Source organism: Pelosinus sp. UFO1 (assembly GCF_000725345.1).
Taxonomy (GTDB): Bacteria; Bacillota; Negativicutes; order DSM-13327; family DSM-13327; genus Pelosinus.
The window spans coordinates 2,127,433-2,144,977 of the sequence record NZ_CP008852.1 but is presented as its reverse complement, the minus strand read 5'-3'; the positions used below and the strand labels follow the sequence as shown (position 1 = coordinate 2,144,977).

Annotated in this window: 25 protein-coding genes; all 25 read right to left on the bottom strand. The window is 36.2% G+C overall.

Features of this window, described 5'->3' with window-relative positions; all coding sequences use genetic code 11:
- Positions 1 to 16: 16 nt before the first annotated feature.
- The gene (gene argR, locus UFO1_RS09905) at positions 17 to 469 is read right to left on the bottom strand and encodes an arginine repressor (protein WP_038670385.1); all 453 of its coding nucleotides are present in this window, start codon (positions 467 to 469) and stop codon (positions 17 to 19) included.
- Positions 429 to 1,043 carry a class I SAM-dependent methyltransferase gene (locus tag UFO1_RS09900; protein WP_038670383.1) on the bottom strand — a complete coding sequence of 205 codons (615 nt, stop codon included), beginning with the start codon at positions 1,041 to 1,043 and terminating at the stop codon, positions 429 to 431. The genes argR and UFO1_RS09900 overlap by 41 nt, the downstream gene beginning before the upstream one ends.
- Positions 1,030 to 1,899, bottom strand: coding sequence for an NAD(+)/NADH kinase (locus UFO1_RS09895; protein ID WP_038670382.1), 870 nt, complete (start codon positions 1,897 to 1,899; stop codon positions 1,030 to 1,032). The genes UFO1_RS09900 and UFO1_RS09895 overlap by 14 nt, the downstream gene beginning before the upstream one ends.
- A gap of 137 nt (positions 1,900 to 2,036) precedes the next feature.
- On the bottom strand, positions 2,037 to 2,849 hold the full coding sequence (locus tag UFO1_RS09890; RefSeq protein ID WP_038670380.1) for a TlyA family RNA methyltransferase: 813 nt from the start codon (positions 2,847 to 2,849) through the stop codon (positions 2,037 to 2,039).
- A gap of 3 nt (positions 2,850 to 2,852) precedes the next feature.
- Entirely contained in the window at positions 2,853 to 4,739 is a 1,887-nt protein-coding gene (gene dxs, locus UFO1_RS09885) for a 1-deoxy-D-xylulose-5-phosphate synthase (RefSeq protein WP_038670377.1), read from the bottom strand.
- Between the two features lie 131 nt (positions 4,740 to 4,870).
- Positions 4,871 to 5,329, bottom strand: coding sequence for a divergent PAP2 family protein (locus UFO1_RS09880; protein WP_038675076.1), 459 nt, complete (start codon positions 5,327 to 5,329; stop codon positions 4,871 to 4,873).
- A gap of 10 nt (positions 5,330 to 5,339) precedes the next feature.
- Positions 5,340 to 6,218, bottom strand: a complete 879-nt coding sequence (locus UFO1_RS09875; protein WP_038670376.1) for a polyprenyl synthetase family protein — start codon at positions 6,216 to 6,218, stop codon at positions 5,340 to 5,342.
- The gene (xseB, locus tag UFO1_RS09870) at positions 6,212 to 6,478 is read right to left on the bottom strand and encodes an exodeoxyribonuclease VII small subunit (protein ID WP_038670374.1); all 267 of its coding nucleotides are present in this window, start codon (positions 6,476 to 6,478) and stop codon (positions 6,212 to 6,214) included. Before xseB ends, UFO1_RS09875 begins: the two co-directional genes overlap by 7 nt.
- Positions 6,465 to 7,679 (bottom strand): exodeoxyribonuclease VII large subunit, encoded by a 1,215-nt coding sequence (gene xseA, locus UFO1_RS09865; RefSeq protein ID WP_038670372.1) that lies wholly within the window; start codon positions 7,677 to 7,679, stop codon positions 6,465 to 6,467. The genes xseB and xseA overlap by 14 nt, the downstream gene beginning before the upstream one ends.
- Positions 7,680 to 7,792: 113 nt before the next feature.
- Positions 7,793 to 7,933 carry a hypothetical protein gene (locus UFO1_RS25170; RefSeq protein ID WP_158442789.1) on the bottom strand — a complete coding sequence of 47 codons (141 nt, stop codon included), beginning with the start codon at positions 7,931 to 7,933 and terminating at the stop codon, positions 7,793 to 7,795.
- An 81-nt stretch (positions 7,934 to 8,014) separates the two neighbouring features.
- Positions 8,015 to 8,425 (bottom strand): transcription antitermination factor NusB, encoded by a 411-nt coding sequence (nusB, locus tag UFO1_RS09860; RefSeq protein ID WP_038670370.1) that lies wholly within the window; start codon positions 8,423 to 8,425, stop codon positions 8,015 to 8,017.
- Between the two features lie 124 nt (positions 8,426 to 8,549).
- The gene (locus tag UFO1_RS09855; RefSeq protein ID WP_038670367.1) at positions 8,550 to 8,780 is read right to left on the bottom strand and encodes a DUF2273 domain-containing protein; all 231 of its coding nucleotides are present in this window, start codon (positions 8,778 to 8,780) and stop codon (positions 8,550 to 8,552) included.
- 41 nt (positions 8,781 to 8,821) lie between these two features.
- Positions 8,822 to 9,361: an alkaline shock response membrane anchor protein AmaP gene (amaP, locus tag UFO1_RS09850; RefSeq protein WP_038670365.1), complete on the bottom strand. Its 540-nt coding sequence runs from the start codon at positions 9,359 to 9,361 to the stop codon at positions 8,822 to 8,824.
- Positions 9,362 to 9,401: 40 nt separating this feature from the next.
- The gene (locus UFO1_RS09845) at positions 9,402 to 9,803 is read right to left on the bottom strand and encodes an Asp23/Gls24 family envelope stress response protein (protein ID WP_038670363.1); all 402 of its coding nucleotides are present in this window, start codon (positions 9,801 to 9,803) and stop codon (positions 9,402 to 9,404) included.
- A gap of 125 nt (positions 9,804 to 9,928) precedes the next feature.
- Entirely contained in the window at positions 9,929 to 10,459 is a 531-nt protein-coding gene (locus UFO1_RS09840; RefSeq protein WP_038670361.1) for a SpoIIIAH-like family protein, read from the bottom strand.
- Between the two features lie 10 nt (positions 10,460 to 10,469).
- Positions 10,470 to 11,075, bottom strand: a complete 606-nt coding sequence (locus tag UFO1_RS09835) for a hypothetical protein (RefSeq protein WP_038670359.1) — start codon at positions 11,073 to 11,075, stop codon at positions 10,470 to 10,472.
- 15 nt (positions 11,076 to 11,090) lie between these two features.
- Entirely contained in the window at positions 11,091 to 11,684 is a 594-nt protein-coding gene (gene spoIIIAF, locus UFO1_RS09830) for a stage III sporulation protein AF (protein ID WP_236639426.1), read from the bottom strand.
- 18 nt (positions 11,685 to 11,702) lie between these two features.
- Positions 11,703 to 12,863 (bottom strand): stage III sporulation protein AE, encoded by a 1,161-nt coding sequence (spoIIIAE, locus tag UFO1_RS09825; protein WP_038670355.1) that lies wholly within the window; start codon positions 12,861 to 12,863, stop codon positions 11,703 to 11,705.
- A gap of 8 nt (positions 12,864 to 12,871) precedes the next feature.
- Entirely contained in the window at positions 12,872 to 13,258 is a 387-nt protein-coding gene (gene spoIIIAD / locus UFO1_RS09820) for a stage III sporulation protein AD (RefSeq protein WP_038670353.1), read from the bottom strand.
- Between the two features lie 12 nt (positions 13,259 to 13,270).
- A complete protein-coding gene (spoIIIAC, locus tag UFO1_RS09815) occupies positions 13,271 to 13,468 on the bottom strand; it encodes a stage III sporulation protein AC (protein WP_038670352.1) in 198 nt (65 codons plus the stop codon).
- Between the two features lie 61 nt (positions 13,469 to 13,529).
- Positions 13,530 to 14,051 carry a stage III sporulation protein SpoIIIAB gene (gene spoIIIAB, locus UFO1_RS09810; protein ID WP_038670350.1) on the bottom strand — a complete coding sequence of 174 codons (522 nt, stop codon included), beginning with the start codon at positions 14,049 to 14,051 and terminating at the stop codon, positions 13,530 to 13,532.
- Between the two features lie 43 nt (positions 14,052 to 14,094).
- The gene (gene spoIIIAA, locus UFO1_RS09805) at positions 14,095 to 15,093 is read right to left on the bottom strand and encodes a stage III sporulation protein AA (protein WP_038670348.1); all 999 of its coding nucleotides are present in this window, start codon (positions 15,091 to 15,093) and stop codon (positions 14,095 to 14,097) included.
- A 153-nt stretch (positions 15,094 to 15,246) separates the two neighbouring features.
- Positions 15,247 to 15,687 carry a CD1247 N-terminal domain-containing protein gene (locus UFO1_RS09800; protein WP_038670346.1) on the bottom strand — a complete coding sequence of 147 codons (441 nt, stop codon included), beginning with the start codon at positions 15,685 to 15,687 and terminating at the stop codon, positions 15,247 to 15,249.
- Positions 15,688 to 15,883: 196 nt separating this feature from the next.
- Positions 15,884 to 16,441: an elongation factor P gene (gene efp / locus UFO1_RS09795; protein WP_038670344.1), complete on the bottom strand. Its 558-nt coding sequence runs from the start codon at positions 16,439 to 16,441 to the stop codon at positions 15,884 to 15,886.
- 36 nt (positions 16,442 to 16,477) lie between these two features.
- On the bottom strand, positions 16,478 to 17,545 hold the full coding sequence (locus UFO1_RS09790; RefSeq protein ID WP_038670342.1) for an aminopeptidase P family protein: 1,068 nt from the start codon (positions 17,543 to 17,545) through the stop codon (positions 16,478 to 16,480).

Here is a 17,545-nt window from a genome sequence, read left to right as displayed (position 1 = left end):
ATTTCTCTCCTAATTTTTACTGTGATAATGTATGTAACTTTGCCATCACCTGAGGAACTGCATCAGTTGGCTTAACAACAACCAAAATATTATCGTCACCAGCTACTGTACCAATAATATCTGGCCATTTGGTATTATCGATGGCAGCCGCAACGGCTTGTGCAGTACCAGGCAATGTTTTTATCACTACAATATTTTCACTATAATCTATACCAATAACAGAATCCTGAAATATTCGCTCCATTCGGGGCTGTAGAAAAGCTGCGCTTTGTTCTACAGGAAAAGCATAACGATAGCGGCCATCTCCAGCAGGGACTTTGATAAGCATCAATTCTTTTATATCTCTTGAGACGGTAGCCTGCGTTACTTCAATTCCTTGCTTGCGCAATGCAGTAGCTAATTCTTCTTGCGTTTCAATTACATTATCTTCAATTATTGCTTTTATTTTGGCGTGACGCAAAACTTTCACAGGCTTCACTCCTCGTTTTTTCAACTACATATAATATGGGAGGCTGATTACTATGGTTCATCATAGACCAAGAGCCCACAGTGAATAACTTTGATGGTAATGATTTAAATAGCTCATTTACAGCCTGCTGCTCAAGATATCCTTCTTGATGCCCAGGATAGGTTACTACGGAAATGAGACCGCCGGTACAAAGTAAATCTAAAATTTGTTGTAAAGCTTCTATTGTTGATTGGTAATGCGTTGTAATAGTATGATCTGCATTAGGTAAATATCCTAAATTAAACATAGCTACGTCGATAGGACTATTTACATAGGAAGCTACACTAGCATGGCTATCTGCTACCAAATTTACCTTGTCAGGGGCCACTTTATGATGATTTAGTAAATCTTGTGTTTTTAAAATTGCTAATTCTTGAATATCAAAAGCCCAAATAATGGAATCACTAGAAGAATTTTCTGCTAAGAATAAAGTATCCCTACCTGTTCCAGCCGTCGCATCTATCATACATTGCGCTTCATTAACTTTCGGGAGTAATAAATATTGTGCCAATTTGACTGCATTAAAAGTTTGCATTTGTCTCACTCCGCCATAGTTTAGTACGTAGTGTTTCGTAGTAACTTCTATTATTAAGTCGTATAAATTGTGCCCTAAAGGATGAACGTTTCACGAGCACAGTATCTTCAGGCAATAAGCTATATACTGTCTGTCCATCAATTGTTAAAACAACATCATCCTGATTTGCTATCATCTCTACTTTTATTTCTTCTTCATCGGAAACTACTAATGGTCTGACATGTAATGTATGAGAGCAAATAGGTGTTAATACAATCACTTTTAACTTAGGATTTATAATAGGACCGCCTGCTGATAATGAATATCCTGTGGAACCAGTTGCTGTAGCTATAATTAAACCGTCAGCTGCATAATTAGCTGTTAATTCTTCATCAACAAATAGATTGAACTTAATCATACGTGAGACTCCACTTTTGCTAATTACCACATCATTCAGAACGGAAGAAACATAAATGGTCTTGCCTCTACGAACAATGATTGCATCTAACATCAATCGTTCTTCAATACGATACTCTCCACGAACAAGTTTATCTAAGGAGCTGCTTAAATCGGGGAGCTCTACTTCAGTTAAAAAACCTAATTGCCCCATGTTAATTCCGCATATAGGTATACCAGCACAAGCAATTTCTCTTGCTGTATTTAATAAGGTCCCATCGCCACCTATTGTAACACCTACTGTAATTTCCTTTACCATATCTTTTTGACTACAGGCTAACTCTAGATATCCCATTTTTTCTGCAGCCTCTGTAGGTAATAAAACACGTACACCATGCTCTTTAAAGTACTGCACCATCCAACCTAGCACAGTAACTACACTCTGCTTGTTCGTATTAGGAAATAGACCTATTGTTAACACACACAATCCCCCATTATTTAAATACACCATAATGGCAGGTGATTTAAATCTCCTGCCATTAAAACAGCCTTGTTACATTAAGGTTGCGCGGCTTTTAGTACACTCTATAATAAAATTGCTTTGCCAATAACAACTTTCTATATGGCTCCCGCATGAGCTTCTTGTACAATCTTTTCTATGGTCTCACCAGTAACTCCTAACTCTGCTGTAAAATTTGCTAAATGAACAAGATATTCTATATTACCTTCTGGACCTTTTACTGGAGAGTACGTAAGGCCAAGGGGTGTAAATCCTAATTCACATGCATGATTGATAACATTATGAATAACCTCACTATGAACTAAAGGATCTTTTACTACTCCTTTTTTGCCAACTTTTCCTCGTCCGGCCTCAAATTGTGGTTTTATCAAAGCCACTACTGTACCAGTCAAGGATAATAGCGTTTTAATAACAGGTAGTACTTTTGTTAGTGATATGAATGCAACATCAATAGAAACAAAATCTAAGGGCTGTCCTAGTTGCTCTAAGGTAACATTACGAATGTTAGTACGTTCCATATTAATAACTCGACTATCAGTTCTAAGAGACCAAGCTAATTGACCATAGCCAACATCAATCGCATAGACCTGTTTAGCACCATTTTTTAATGCGCAATCCGTAAATCCACCTGTGGAAGCACCTACGTCCGCCATAACCTTATCGACTAAATTTACGGAAAAGAAATTCAAGGCTTTTGCTAATTTTAATCCACCACGGCTTACGTAACCAATATTATCACCAGTAACAACAATGTTGCTATCTACTGGCACTAAAGTACCAGCTTTATCAATCTTTTGTTCATCAACAAATACTAATCCTGCCATAATACAAGACTTAGCTCGTTCCCTACTAGAAACTAAGCCTTTATCCAATAACAAAACATCCAAACGTTCTTTATGTACTTTACTCATTTTTCACCGCGCTCCAAATTTTTGGACAAAAGAATTTACCTCAGCAGCAATAGCTTCTGCTGTCAAACCGTATTTTTCCAATAGTTGAGTTCGTGCGCCTTGTTCAATAAACTTATCAGGAAAACCTAACCGTAGCACTTTAACCCAGTTAAAACTTTGCGTATTTATATATTCAAGAACGGCTGAGCCAAATCCTCCAGTTAAGGTATTCTCTTCTACCGTAACAATAACACCAACGTCCCGCGATAATTTTCGGATAATCTGCTCATCTAACGGTTTTATAAATCTAGCGTTTACTACACCAGCGCTTATCCCTTTTGAGGCAAGTAGCTTACTGGCAGATTGGCAAGGTTCAACCATAGAACCAGCTGCTAAGAAGACTACATCTGTGCCGCTATTTAGTTCCTCAGCACAACTTATGGAAATCGCCTGTAAAGGCTTGTCAATGGGGACTCCCAAGCCACTACCACGTGGATATCGAATAGCAACTGGCCCATTCATATTGATTGCCGTAAGCAGCATATGCCGTAGTTCATCTTCATCCTTTGGTGCCATAATTACTAAATTCGGAATATGCCGCAAAAAACTATAATCAAATAATCCATGATGAGTTGGACCATCGTCACCTACAATTCCGGCCCGGTCTAATGCAAATATTACAGGTAGTTTTTGCAAACAGATATCATGCAAAATCTGATCATATGCTCTTTGAGAAAAAGTTGAATATAAGGCCACTACTGGCTTCATTCCCTTAACTGCCATGCCCGCAGCCATGGTAACCGCATTTTGTTCAGCAATACCTACATCAAAGAACCGTTTAGGAAAGGCAGCTGCGAACTTCTTGAGACCAGTTCCTTCTGGCATAGCGGCTGTTATCGCCACAATGCGTGAATCCTGCTTTGCTAAATCTAGCAGAGTATCACCAAAGACACTTGAATACGTCGGGTTATTACCCTTTTTTATCACTTCGCCAGACTCGACACAATAAGGCCCAACACCATGAAACTTACCTGGATTACATTCAGCAGGTTTATAACCTTTTCCTTTACAAGTAAGAACATGGATTAGAATAGGCCCCTGCATCTTTTTCGCTTTTTCAAGAACTTCACAAAGCAATTCTAAATTATGTCCATCGATCGGGCCAATATAATTAAATCCTAATTCTTCAAATAGAACACCAGGGACTAGTAGGTAGCGCAAACTGTCTTTGACACGCTCTACAGTTTTTGCTACTGTATCACCAATCGCTGGAATACGCCGTAACAAAAATTCAATATCTTGTTTAACTTTTGTATATTTGGGCTCTGTACGCATTTTAGACAAATATTCCGAAATAGCACCAACATTTTTAGCAATGGACATTTCATTATCATTAAGAATAACAATCATATTTGTTCCTGAATGTCCAGCATGGTTTAATGCTTCATAGGCCTGACCGCCAGTCAAAGAACCATCACCAATAACAGCTAGTACATTTTCTTTGTCGTTTACGATATCTCTAGCTAATGACATTCCTAATGCAGCAGATATAGACGTACTAGAATGACCTGTGCCAAAAGCATCATGCACACTCTCGCTTATTTTAGGAAATCCACTTATACCACCAAACTGACGTAACGATGAAAACTCATTATGCCTACCTGTCAAAATTTTGTGTACATATGATTGATGACCAACATCCCATACGATTTTATCAACGGGGCTATTAAATATTTTATGTATAGCAATCGTTAGCTCTACAACACCTAAGTTGGGGGCTAAATGTCCGCCTGTCTTAGAGACGGAACAGATTAAAAAATGACGAATTTCTTCCGCTAAAACTCTCATTTGTTCAAATGAGAGTTTTTTTAAATCTTGGGGCTTATTAATGGCCTCAAGTATTGTCTTCAAATATAACAACCCTCTTTCAGTAATCCACAATCTGTAAAAACATTATAACATAACATGATTCAATCAGCATTAAGTTTTCTATAGTTACTGTGATATTAAAGGCTTATCACAAAGCCCTTATGATATACTTGTTATCCTAATAAATTCTTAAAGCCATGGGCAATAGTAATTCCTAATATTGCTCCAGCTAATACTTCTAGAGGCGTATGCCCTAAGAGCTCCTTCAAGCGAATATCACGTACTGTATGTTCTGCACGTAGTTGACGCACTAACTTATTAATAACTTTTGCTTGCCTCCCAGCTGCTCTACGTACTCCAGCTGCATCATACATAACAATACTTGCCAATACAATAGTTACAGCAAATAATGATGAATCAAAGCCATCATGAAGTCCTACAGCCCAGGCTAAGCTCATTACTAATGCCGTATGGGAACTAGGCATTCCGCCCGCACCTACTAAACGTTCAAAATTAAGCGCACCATGCTTCCAATAGGACGTTAATGTCTTGAGAACTTGAGCGCAAAACCAGGCAGTCAGAGCGGTGGCCAATATAATATTTTTTCCCATAAGAGCGATACACTCTGCCACAATAAACACCTCAATTATCTCGTGTTAATAAAGACCGTACCATTTCCCTCAAGATATCAGCTTCATGACCAAAATGACTTAACGCTTCTAGGGCTTGATTTACGGCTTGATTTGCCATTATCTTTGCCTCATTTAAAGAATATAAGGTTACATAGGTTGCTTTGTGATTTTTCATATCACTACCAATTGGTTTTCCAATTTTTTCTTGCGAGCCAGTTACATCTAAGATATCATCCGTTATTTGAAAAGCCAAACCAAATTGTTCTGCATATTTTGTTAATGCTTCAATTTGCCATTCTTTTGCTCTTGCTAATTGTGCCCCAGCTCTTAGAGCAGCTTTAAATAAGGCTCCCGTTTTTGCTTGGTGCATATAAGCGAGAGTATCAATAGAAATAACTTCTCCCTCAGAAGATAAATCAATGACTTGTCCACCGATCATACCTGTAGCACCCGCAGCAGTACTAATCTCCCCTAAGACTTTTACTAGCACATCAGGCTTAACGGCGGGCTGAGACAACATAACTGTAAATGCTGCAGTTAATAGCCCATCTCCAGCTAAAATGGCCATACCTTCACCAAAAACTTTATGGCTAGTTAATTTACCCCTTCGATAGTCATCATCGTCCATTGCTGGTAAATCATCGTGAATTAAAGAATAGGTGTGAATCATTTCTAATCCGCAGGCTATGTTAAGATAATCAGTACCTGTTCCACCAACAGCGTCAGCTGCTGCCATGAGTAATATCGGACGTAAACGTTTTCCACCCGCAAATAAACTATAACGCATAGCTTCAAAAATAGCTGGTGGATACATATTTTCGCAGGGAACAAATTTGCCTAAAGCTTCATCAATTATTTTACCTTTTTCCTGACAATATTGTTTTAACATCTATCGTCCTCCTGTAACAATAAGGGTCTTTCTATTACTTTTCCCTTTTCTTCTAATAAAATTTTATCTATTTGCTGTTCAGCATAATTTAATTTATTTAAACAAATTTTCGATAAATTTACTCCTTCAGCAAAGTTGGCTAATGATTCATCTAATGGTAATTCTCCCTTTTCCAACTGTTTTACAATAGCTTCTAGATTTTCCAAAGCCTTTTCAAAACACATTTCATCTAACTCTTCTTTTTTCTTAGCTCTTACCATAATGCCCCTCCTGTACGCGAATTATTTCAGCATCTATCAAACCTTCATTGAGCACAATTTCAATTCTTTTTCCTGGCTGCAGTGTCGTAACATTGTTAACAAGTTGTCCATCGTTTGTACGCACAATACCGTATCCTCGTGCCAATACAGCTAGTGGATTCAGCATTGATAACTTTTCGGCCATAATTTTAAAACCATGTTGTTTTTCTATGACCATTTTCTTCATTACCTGCTGCAAATTTTGCAGCAGATTATCGACCAGTTGTTGTTTTATTGCTAGGTTCTCATACGGATATTTAAAAACTCTGCTCCTTGTAAATTGCTCAAGCCTCATGCGATGATTCTTCAATACACCCCGTGCATTACTTTCTAACATGCTTTTTAAGGTAGAGACATATTTGTGAAGCTCTCTGACATCAGGTACAACAAATTCTGCTGCTTGCGATGGTGTAGCTGCCCGACGATCAGCTACAAAATCTGCCAAGGTATAATCTGTCTGATGGCCAACTGCAGAGACAATAGGAATTTTTGAAGCGGCAATAGCTCGTATCACTCTTTCATCATTAAATGCCCATAATTCTTCAATAGAGCCCCCACCACGTCCAATAATAATAACATCAACATTACACAACTTATTAAAGACTTCAATTCCATGGACAATTTGTAAAGGTGCATCTGGTCCTTGTACCTGAACAGGACATAACTTTAGTAAGATCCCAGGGTGTCTTCGTTTAGATACAGTAATAATATCTCTAAGAACTGCACCTGTTGGTGAAGTAACAATACCCACTGTTTTTGGTAACATTGGTAGTGTTTGTTTATGTTCATCATTAAATAGTCCCTCTGCCTCCAACTTTTCTTTTAGTTGGGCAAAAGCGATACTTAATTCGCCAATTCCTTCTGGTACCAACTGGACTGCATATAACTGATATTGGCCATCTCTTTCAAATATTGTGACTTGGCCGCCAGCAATTACTTTCATACCATCCCTTGGTTCGAATTTTAGAAATTGTGCGCGGCTTTTAAACATTACAACTCTAATTGTAGCATTACTATCTTTGAGAGTAAAATAACAATGCCCAGAATAATGTTTCTTGAAATTTGATATTTCTCCACGTATTAACACAGATGCAACTTTAGCATCGGACTCAAAAAGTTGTTTTATGTATTTTGTTATTTCACTTACACTAACTATATTCATAATTCACCTTCATTTGAAAATATAGTTGATAAAATCACTTTATCAACTATATTTTCTATTTATCATATAACATGAGTACAAAAAAAACCAGACGAAAGTCTGGATAGTTTTCTTCAATATCGACGCTGCTCTACACATTGACATGTTATATAACCACCAGTTACTCCTAATATAAACCAAAAAAAGCTACCTGGCGGAATAAGATAACCTATAAATGCACCTATTGCCGCCCCAAATAACATATATCTCAACATCGAAAGCACCTCCGCATATGTTTTTTATGTATCATATGCAAAGTAAATACTGAATGGTACTAATAGACGAGCAACTATAGCTTACTTGTCCGTTCTTTTGACCAATGTTCCTAGAATTCCATTTACAAATCGACTTGATTCTTCAGTTCCAAAAAGCTTGGCCAATTCAATAGCCTCATTAATTACTACATTAGGTGGTAATGATTCATTACCAAAATTCATTTCATAAATTGCCATCCTAGCGATATTTCGATCAATTCCAGGCATACGATCTATTTTCCAATCGTTTGAAATGTCCCCAATAATTGTGTCTATTTCTTTTAAATGTTCCTGTGTGCCAATAACAAGATTTTCGGTGTATTTTCTAGTGTTTTCATCAATATTATCATGTTCACTTAATGCTGTCTGTAGTGCTTCATCTTTACCTGTAGTGTTAAAATCTAACTGAAATAAAGTCTGAAGTGCCAATTCACGGGCTTGTCTACGGCTCATAACTTCCCTCTTTTCTTATGCTTCACTCCAATGTTGTAAAACTAAATTCATGACATTTGGTAAGTCATACAAAATTCTTATAACAACATCGTTACTATTGGACTTATAGTATACCATACTTTTTTCATTGACGATAATATCCTGGAGGCAATAATTTACCCAAAATATCCATAATGTCTTCTTTTTCGTCAATTCGTTTGCCGACCAAATAACCAGCAACCATGCATATCATTACAAACATAGTATGTAAAAAGCCGAATACTAAAATGAAAATACCAACTAAAAACCCTGTCACTAAACCTATAATTTTCCCGCTATGATACTGCCATATTTTTGCTAGTAACTCGGAATTCATATTTACACTCCTTTACATACTAGAGAATTTTCTCTTAACTATTATTCTACACGTTGCTTAGACTTAAAATCATTAGATATATTTTCAACTAAAATTTGTACATCAACTAATTCAATACCAACCGTATTTTTTATATAGGCATGAACCCTCTTTTGCAATTCTTCTGAAACACTTGGAACGTTGTTTTCTGGACTAACAACTGCTTTTAAAGATACTTTTAAACCTTGTCCATCATGACTAACACGAACTTTAACTCCTCGTACACCGCGTGTATGTCTAGCTGTTTTTTCAACTAAATTTTTTATGGCATCAAGTGAAATATGTACGTCACCCATATTGGTATGATGAACTATAGTTTCTTTAATTCGGTGAGAACGTATACTTGCTAGTAACAACCGAATACTTACCAATAAAAACACCGCCCCTACCAAACCAGCTTCCCATTGTCCGCTAAGAAGCGAAATACCTGTCCAAACCCATTCCAAAGAAATAAGGCGCAAAGAAAGTAAGATTACGCCTATTGATAAAATTGCCAACAATAAGGTGTAAATAGATAAAATGATGCGATCAAAAATTCCCATATATTACTCCTTTCTACACGACTGCTGCTACAACATGACTTTACCGCACACGAATATCTTCTTCTTTACCATCCTGATTAAAGCCCACGCCTTGTACATGAACATTAACTTCTACAACATCTAACCCTGTCATTGATTCGATTCCACGTTTTACATTTTCTTGTACTCTTAAAGCAATGTCCGGTATACGTACGCCATATTCAACAATTATGTATAAATCCACGGCAGCTTCACGCTCGCCAACCTCTACTTTTACGCCTTTAGCCAGGCTTTTTTTGCCAAGCATCTCCGCAATACCACCTACCAAGCCTGCACTCATGCCTGCTACGCCAGCAATTTCGGTGGCAGCCATACCTGCAATAATCCCTACGACTTCATCCGCAATACGAATAGAGCCAACGTCGTTATTTTCCATCTTTTCACTGCGTTCACGTTTATCCACTCACAAATCCCCCCCATTTCAAGATAATTTTATACTATATATAATAATACAATTACGTTACGATAGCTATTTTATTATAACAAACATTTTCCATCTTTACAAACTAGCTAAGCAACTTGCATATATTAAGGTTTTGCGCTAATTGAAATATCTTCAGATTTCATTCCTGAGACCTTACTAATAACATCTGCTACTTGAACTACTTCTTCCCGAGATAAGGAGGTGGTCTTTATTATGGCACTTACTGAATTTTCTCTGACAAATACTAAAGCATCCGCAAACCCACGCGATTTTATTAGGCTTTCCATCTCAGTTTCTTTTTGTTTTTCAGCAATCATTTTCAGGATTGTAGATTGGGCTTGATTTCTACTATCATCTGTTTTTGCATTTCTGATATTTTCTCTTAATAAATCTGAGCGCTCACTTCGAATCTTATCGCGTTCCAATCGATATTCGATAAAAAAATCTGGGCTACTAGTGGGGATAATAGGTTCGGAAACACTTGTTGCGGAAACCTGCATTGCGTTAGATTGATTTACTTTTGCTTGTAGCATGGTACCTAAACCTTTAATTAGAACAAGCATCATTATAGTTATACCCAGTCCAACAGCAAATATAGTATATTTATTTATTTTGTGGAAAGTGAATATTTTCATAATAAACTCCTCACTTTTTTTGAGCTAATACAGTAATTTTATAGGAAGGAATCCCTAAGCCAGCTTCTACAGCTTTCGTTAAGTTTGCCTTAACATTAGAATCATATGCGCCTTCAGCGATAACCAATACACCTTTTATTATTGGCTTTACTTCTCGCACAAGAACTGGACGATCGATACCATTTTCCTTGCCTACCAGAATTTGTTCACTCTCTTTGGTTTCAGTAGTACTACGAACTCCTCCTGAAGTATCTTTTTCTTGAATGGTTTTACTTTCCTTTGTTACGTTTTTAGCATGTTCCTGCGTGCTACTATTTTCCCACGTGATATTAACAACAACGGATCCGGCACCCTTTACCTGTGATAATACATTTGCTAATTTTCCTTCTACAATCTCTTCATAACTACGATTTACTGGAGTAGGGTTCTTACTGACTTCAGCAGGAGCTTTTTGATTAGAATCGATTAAGGAATGATCAAAGACTCCTCCCAATAACAAGAGCCCTATTCCTAAAATGCCTAGCCAAATTAATCGTGAGTTTATTACCCCATCTTTTAGTAATTGCCTCGGCCACATTTTTTTTGTATACGATAAAACAGTATCTAAACCGTTCATATATTACTCACTCCTTTATGGATGTATAATCCTTACTTCAATTTTTTCTTTGGGAATTTGGTAAAGCTCTGTTACTATCTCCGAAATTCTTTTTTTTAGATCTATATGTGGGTCTTCAGTTTTATCTTTTTGTTCGCCAATCGTTATCTTTGATACGGCAGCAACTTTCCGATCCTTTGCCGATAAACCCGGCTTAATATATAAAATAACACTTTCAATACCACTTGCTATACTGCTATTCTTGACGGTATTAATTTCTATATTTACATGAACATCGGCTACACCATCAATAGCCATTACTAAAATTTTCATTTGCTGAGCTAATTCTTTTTTGTACAGTTCAAGAGATAACCTTTCACGCTCGTTAGACATGTTCATTGAATCATTCATTATGGAATTGCCAAAGTTTGTACTCAGTGCTGGTACTTGATTTGTTGGTATTAAATGATTTTGTATTATTGAAATAATTGGATTCATAATTGCTAACATAATAAATAATCCCATAATGACCCTTACAAATCGTTGCATACTACTACTTGGTAATAAAAGTTCTAAAAATGATGCAAATAAAACAACAAAAATAATATATTTAACCCAGCCAGTAAACATAGCAATCAATAAAAACACCTACCTCAGCATCATAGCTGCACTACCTGCAGCTAGAATCATGGTTATATCTAAAAAAAACATTAAAGCAACTGTTAATACTGCACCAAATACTAAAAATAAATTATTTCCTATAGAATCAAGACATTTTGCCATTTTTTCATCGCCTAGTGGTTGTACTAATGCACCAGAAATTTTTATCACCAAAATTAAAGATAATATCTTAATTAAAGGAAGTATGCAAATCATGGATACTACGATAATACCAAAAATGCCAACTGCATTTTTTAAAAGTAGGGATGCGCCCATTACTAATTCCACCGTGTCGGCAAACATTTTACCTACTACAGGAATAAAGGTTGCTGTTGCGAATTTTGCCGTGCGCAGTGCTAACCCATCTGCAATACTACCTGCTGTGCCTTGAATTGTAATAACTCCAATAAATATTACCATTGAGAAGCCGAGTATTATCATACCTGATTGTTTTAATATACTCGCTAAATTACTTAAACGGTATGTATCAGAAAGAAAGTTTAAGCATTCAAGAGCTGCTGTTAAAAATAACAAAGGCAAAACCACATCTTTAACAATAACACTCATACTACTTATGACAAATAACATTAAGGGGGTAAACAAACTCGCAGAAGTTATCGCCCCAACTCCTGCTAAGAGTGACATTAAAAGGGGTAACAAAGCCTCCATAAATCCAACCATATACCCCACTGTTTGACTTGCTAATTTTAATGTATTATAGAAAGCAGTTAGAGCAATCGATGACATAAAAATAAAACAAACACTATAGGCCAATAAAGAAATGCTGGATTTTTCAAAAGAATTCTGTAGATTTTGTAACATTGCACATAATACTGCTAGAAATAATAATTTACCCATTAAATGAGTACTTACTGTTATTTCGTGAAAGAAGTTTGCAATTATGGATTGCCTGAGATGTTGCCAGCTTACATTTAATCCTTGAGTTGCTATACCATGAATAGTATCACTATTTAATAAGGGGATCTCATCATTTAGTTCTTGATTAACTTGCTGAATAAATTGATTTATGTTTTCAGGAGAAACTTTCTCTAATAGTTGCTGCTCAATTTCAACACTATTTAATGGATTGGCAAAAACACTAGTTATGTTAAGCATTAGCCATACTATTGCCATAATAAATATTTTCATGTTTCACCTCATGGAATCAATCTGACAATGGTATCCATTACCAAAGCGATAATAGGAACAGCCATTACCATAACTAACACTTTACCTGCAAATTCAATTTTACCTGCTACTGCTCCCTCGCCTGCATCTCGGCATACTTGAGCTCCAAATTCAGTAATATAGGAAATACCAATAATTTTTAATATCGTATTTAAATACATTTGACTAATATTAGCCTTATCCGCCATATCACGGAATAAATTTAGAATAACATTAATTTTAGTAAGAACTATTAAAAAAATGATGGTTGCTAAGGTTAAACTTAACTGTACTGCAATTTCCGGCCTTTCTCGTTTAATTGTTAAGATAAGTAAGGTTACAACAAATCCAAGCCCGACAATTTGAATAATTTCCACACCCTGCACCCCTTAAAATAACTTAAAAACATCTTGTACTGTAGTAAATAACCTTCCTAATAATTGAACAACCCATAATAAAACTACAGTAAATCCTGCCAGTGTACATAAATGTGCCATATCTTCTTTACCAGCCTGTTTTAGTGCTGTATGAAAAACGGAAACCAAAATACCAACACCGGCAATCTTAAATAATATATCCAGGCCCATTATTATCCTCCTTCATAGTACTACCACCCTTCGGTTATTTTAAATAACTAGCTAATACCTATTAGACTAATATAATTACTATGGCCATTCCCCCACAAACCCCTAAGTAACGATACATTTTAGTATTAAGATCGCGCAATCTTGTCGCTTCATTCTCGAATCGTTCTAACTGTTCAATTACTAACAATAGGTATTTTTCTTGCTCCGTACAATTCATGTGGCCTAAATTCCCACCTAAAACATGTAGTACTTCTATTTCTGGAGTCTTTAACATTAAACTTCCTTGCATTTCATGTAAAACCTTACTTATCACTTCCTGGGGAGTCAATATTGTTTGCTTTTCTAGCATAGCAGCTATTTTCTGAAAAAAAGTAGCTACAGGTCCATAGATTCCATTCGTACATTGAGCCACAGCTTCATGTAGAGGAACACGGGCGTATAAAATATAAGATCTCATTGATGCAATACAACTTATAATTTGCCTAAGATGGCGAGGCCTTTCTTGGCACGAGGCCGCCATTTTAAACCCAATATAGGAACTTGTTATTAACACCAAAATACTACCTATTATTTTTAGCCACATTACGTTACTCCTTTTTACTATGGAAAAAATGATCCACAGTGAATTACTTTGTTGTTATGTCCCATAAAATTTCATTACTTTTACTATCGATAATTCTTTCAATAGTACCGACAGATGGACTGTCTCCCAAGATAATGTAACGGTCAAAGGACTTATTTTCTAATAACTCTTTCACATACGGTCGATATAACAAGTCGTTATTATTCCGACCATGTACCGTTGCTAGTACACTAACACCTGCATTTAAGGCTTCATTAACGGCATATATATCTTCAACCCTCCCCAACTCATCTGTTGCTATTACAGCCGGTGACATTGAGCGAATCAACATCAACATACCTATAGCTTTAGGGCAACCATCCAGTATATCGGTACGCGGCCCTAAATCAACAGTACTGACTCCGTTTTTACATGCAGCAATTTCTGAGCGTTCATCAACAACCCCCACTTGCAGTCCTTTACATATTTTAGATCCTCCACTTATTTGCCTTATAAGATCCCGTAAAATTGTAGTTTTTCCGCAGCGAGGGGGTGAAATAATTAGGGTATTTAAGACATGACCTCCTTTAGTAATAATAAATGGCATAATTTTGTCAGCACATCCCCTGACCTCTCTAGCTAAACGAATATTGAGAGAGCTTATATGTTTTAGTGCCTTAACCTCTCCAGCATTTACAATTGCCTGTCCAGTTAAACCGATTCTATGTCCACCATCAATGGTTAAAAAACCCATTTTTAGCTCTTCCTCAAAGGCATATAGTGAGTTTTTACTAATAAGTTGCAATGTTTTCTGTAGATCATCTTGATTACATACATAAGTTTTTCCATGAATAGTTGATTCTTTTCCCATAGGGCTTACAAGGATATCGGTATTACCTAATACCAATAGTAGGGGTTGATTTACTCGTAATCTTATTTCCGTTAGGTCAATTAATTTTTCTAAAGGTATCTCTTGTATCATAGTAACTAACTTATAAGGTAAGACAGGATAGATATAACCTTCTAAGATATTCTTAACTAAAATAAGTTTGCTATCAGTCATATATCTTACATCCTTTCTTTACATAGATATGGAGCAACTAGAAATTTATGCCAATAACACAAAAAAATCCCGGTTTCCCGGGATTTTTTTGCAAACTAGAATTTCATATAAAAGATCACAACCAAGAAAAAGTATATTTATTTTGATATACTACTAAATTCCAGGGTGTAGTCCATAATTAAAGTTATTATTAATTTGTCCATCACCAATATCCGTAACCTCAATTTCTAATGCACTATCATATACAGTTTCACCACAATGAGGACATGAAACTTCTAAATCATCTTCATCTTCTAATAAACTGGACTCAAAACTAACTGTTTCGTGACAAGAAGGGCATTGCACCTCTACTAGTTCTTCCCCAGCAACATCATCATATACTTCTTCTTCTAAATCTGTTAAATCTTCATCCATACTTTCTACATATGTTTCTAAGTCCTCTTGCACCATCTGAATGTTACTAAATTCCTCAGCCATATCATCGAGGACATCAATAATATTTATTAACAACTTACCTTCGGCAGAGTGAGAACTGACATTGAGACCTTGCGTCAATCCTTGTAAATAAGCTACTCGTTCTTTAATATTTGCCATATGAAATAACCCCCTTTAAAGTAATTTACTACGATATTTTCATTATACCCAATAGTTAGACAGTTATTCTCGTTACTTTTTCAACTGTCACTACAACTTATTTTAACTATTTTTCGAATTATCTATTCATATAAAAATAAAAAATAGAGGTATAAAAGATTTTTTAATAATCTTTTATACCTCTATATAAAGCTAATTACGCTCTTTCTAAATAGTCACCTGTACGGGTATCTATTCGTAGAACATCACCAATATTAATAAATAAAGGTACACGCACTACACAACCAGATTCCATTTTCGCTGGTTTAGTACCACCAGTTGCTGTATCGCCGCGAATACCAGGGTCTGTTTCAACTACTGTAAGTTCAACTGCTACTGGTAATTCTACACCAATAATAGTTCCTTGGAAAAACATAATACCAATAGTCATATTTTCTTTTAAATATTTTACTGCATCACCTAATTGATCAGCGGATAATTCACTTTGCTCATAGGTTTCATTATCCATAAAGTTATAGCTGCCATCGCTTTCATACAAAAATTGCATCTCACGACGATCAACATGAGCCTTAGGAAACTTTTCACCTGGATTAAACGTACGTTCAACAACCGCTCCAGTACGTACATTCTTCATTTTCGTGCGCACGAAAGCCGCACCTTTACCTGGCTTTACGTGTTGAAAGTCTACTATCTGCCAAACATTATTGTCAATTTCAATTGTTGCACCTGTACGAAAGTCACCACTTGATATCATTTTGCTACCTCCAAAAATTCAATTTGTAAAAATAAATTAGTCTAATTCTATCAACTGCTTGTTACTAGCAGTCAATATCTGACACCCTTCAGTACTAACTAAAACAGTGTCTTCAATGCGAACTCCACCCCAATTAGGCAGATAAATTCCTGGTTCAACTGTTACTACCATATTTTCCAATAAAACAGTATGTATATTAGTAGGTGAAAGCCTCGGCTCTTCATGGATATTAAGCCCCAATCCATGTCCTAGCCCGTGACCGAAAAATTCACCAAAACCAGCATTAGTAATAATATCTCTAGATACTGTATCAATCTCTTTGCCAACTTTTCCAGGAGCAACAGCCTTGACACCTGCTAATTGTGCCTCAAGGACAATTCCATATATTTCTTTTTGCCGCGTATTGGCTTTGCCCATACAAATTGTACGTGTAATATCTGAATGATAGCCCTTATATACTGCACCAAAATCCATTGTCACAAAATCGCCGACTTCAATTACTTTCTCGGAAGCTCTTCCATGAGGTAGTGCCCCACGAGCACCAGAAGCCATTATAGTATCAAATGCTGGCTTTTCTGCACCAAGCTTACGCATATAATATTCTAATTGAAGAGCAACATCCTGCTCCGTCATTCCAGGTTTTATAAAAGACAGGATTTGCAAAAAGGCATTGTCAGCAATTTCTACGGCCTTCTTAATAGAAACAATTTCAGCATCATCTTTTGCCATACGCAGGTTATCTAATTTAACTGGTACTAAGGAGATCATAGGAAGAGTATCAACTACTTCAAGATACCCATCATAAGTGATAAAATCACCTTCGAAGCCAATTTTTGAAAGATCTGAACTCTTAACAAGATCAGCCAATGTTTTCCATAAAGTTGCGCTATAGCGTATTATTTCAAATTGCTTAGCTTGAGCAGTAGCTTGTTCAATATAACGAAAATCCGTTAATAATTTGTTAGAGTTATTAGTGATTAATAACATACCGGCTGAACCACTAAATCCACTGAAATACCGTACATTTTCCGGTTTACTAACAAGCATTGCATGTAAATCATTTTCATTCATAAACTTACGAAGTTTTATTATTCTTCTTTCCAT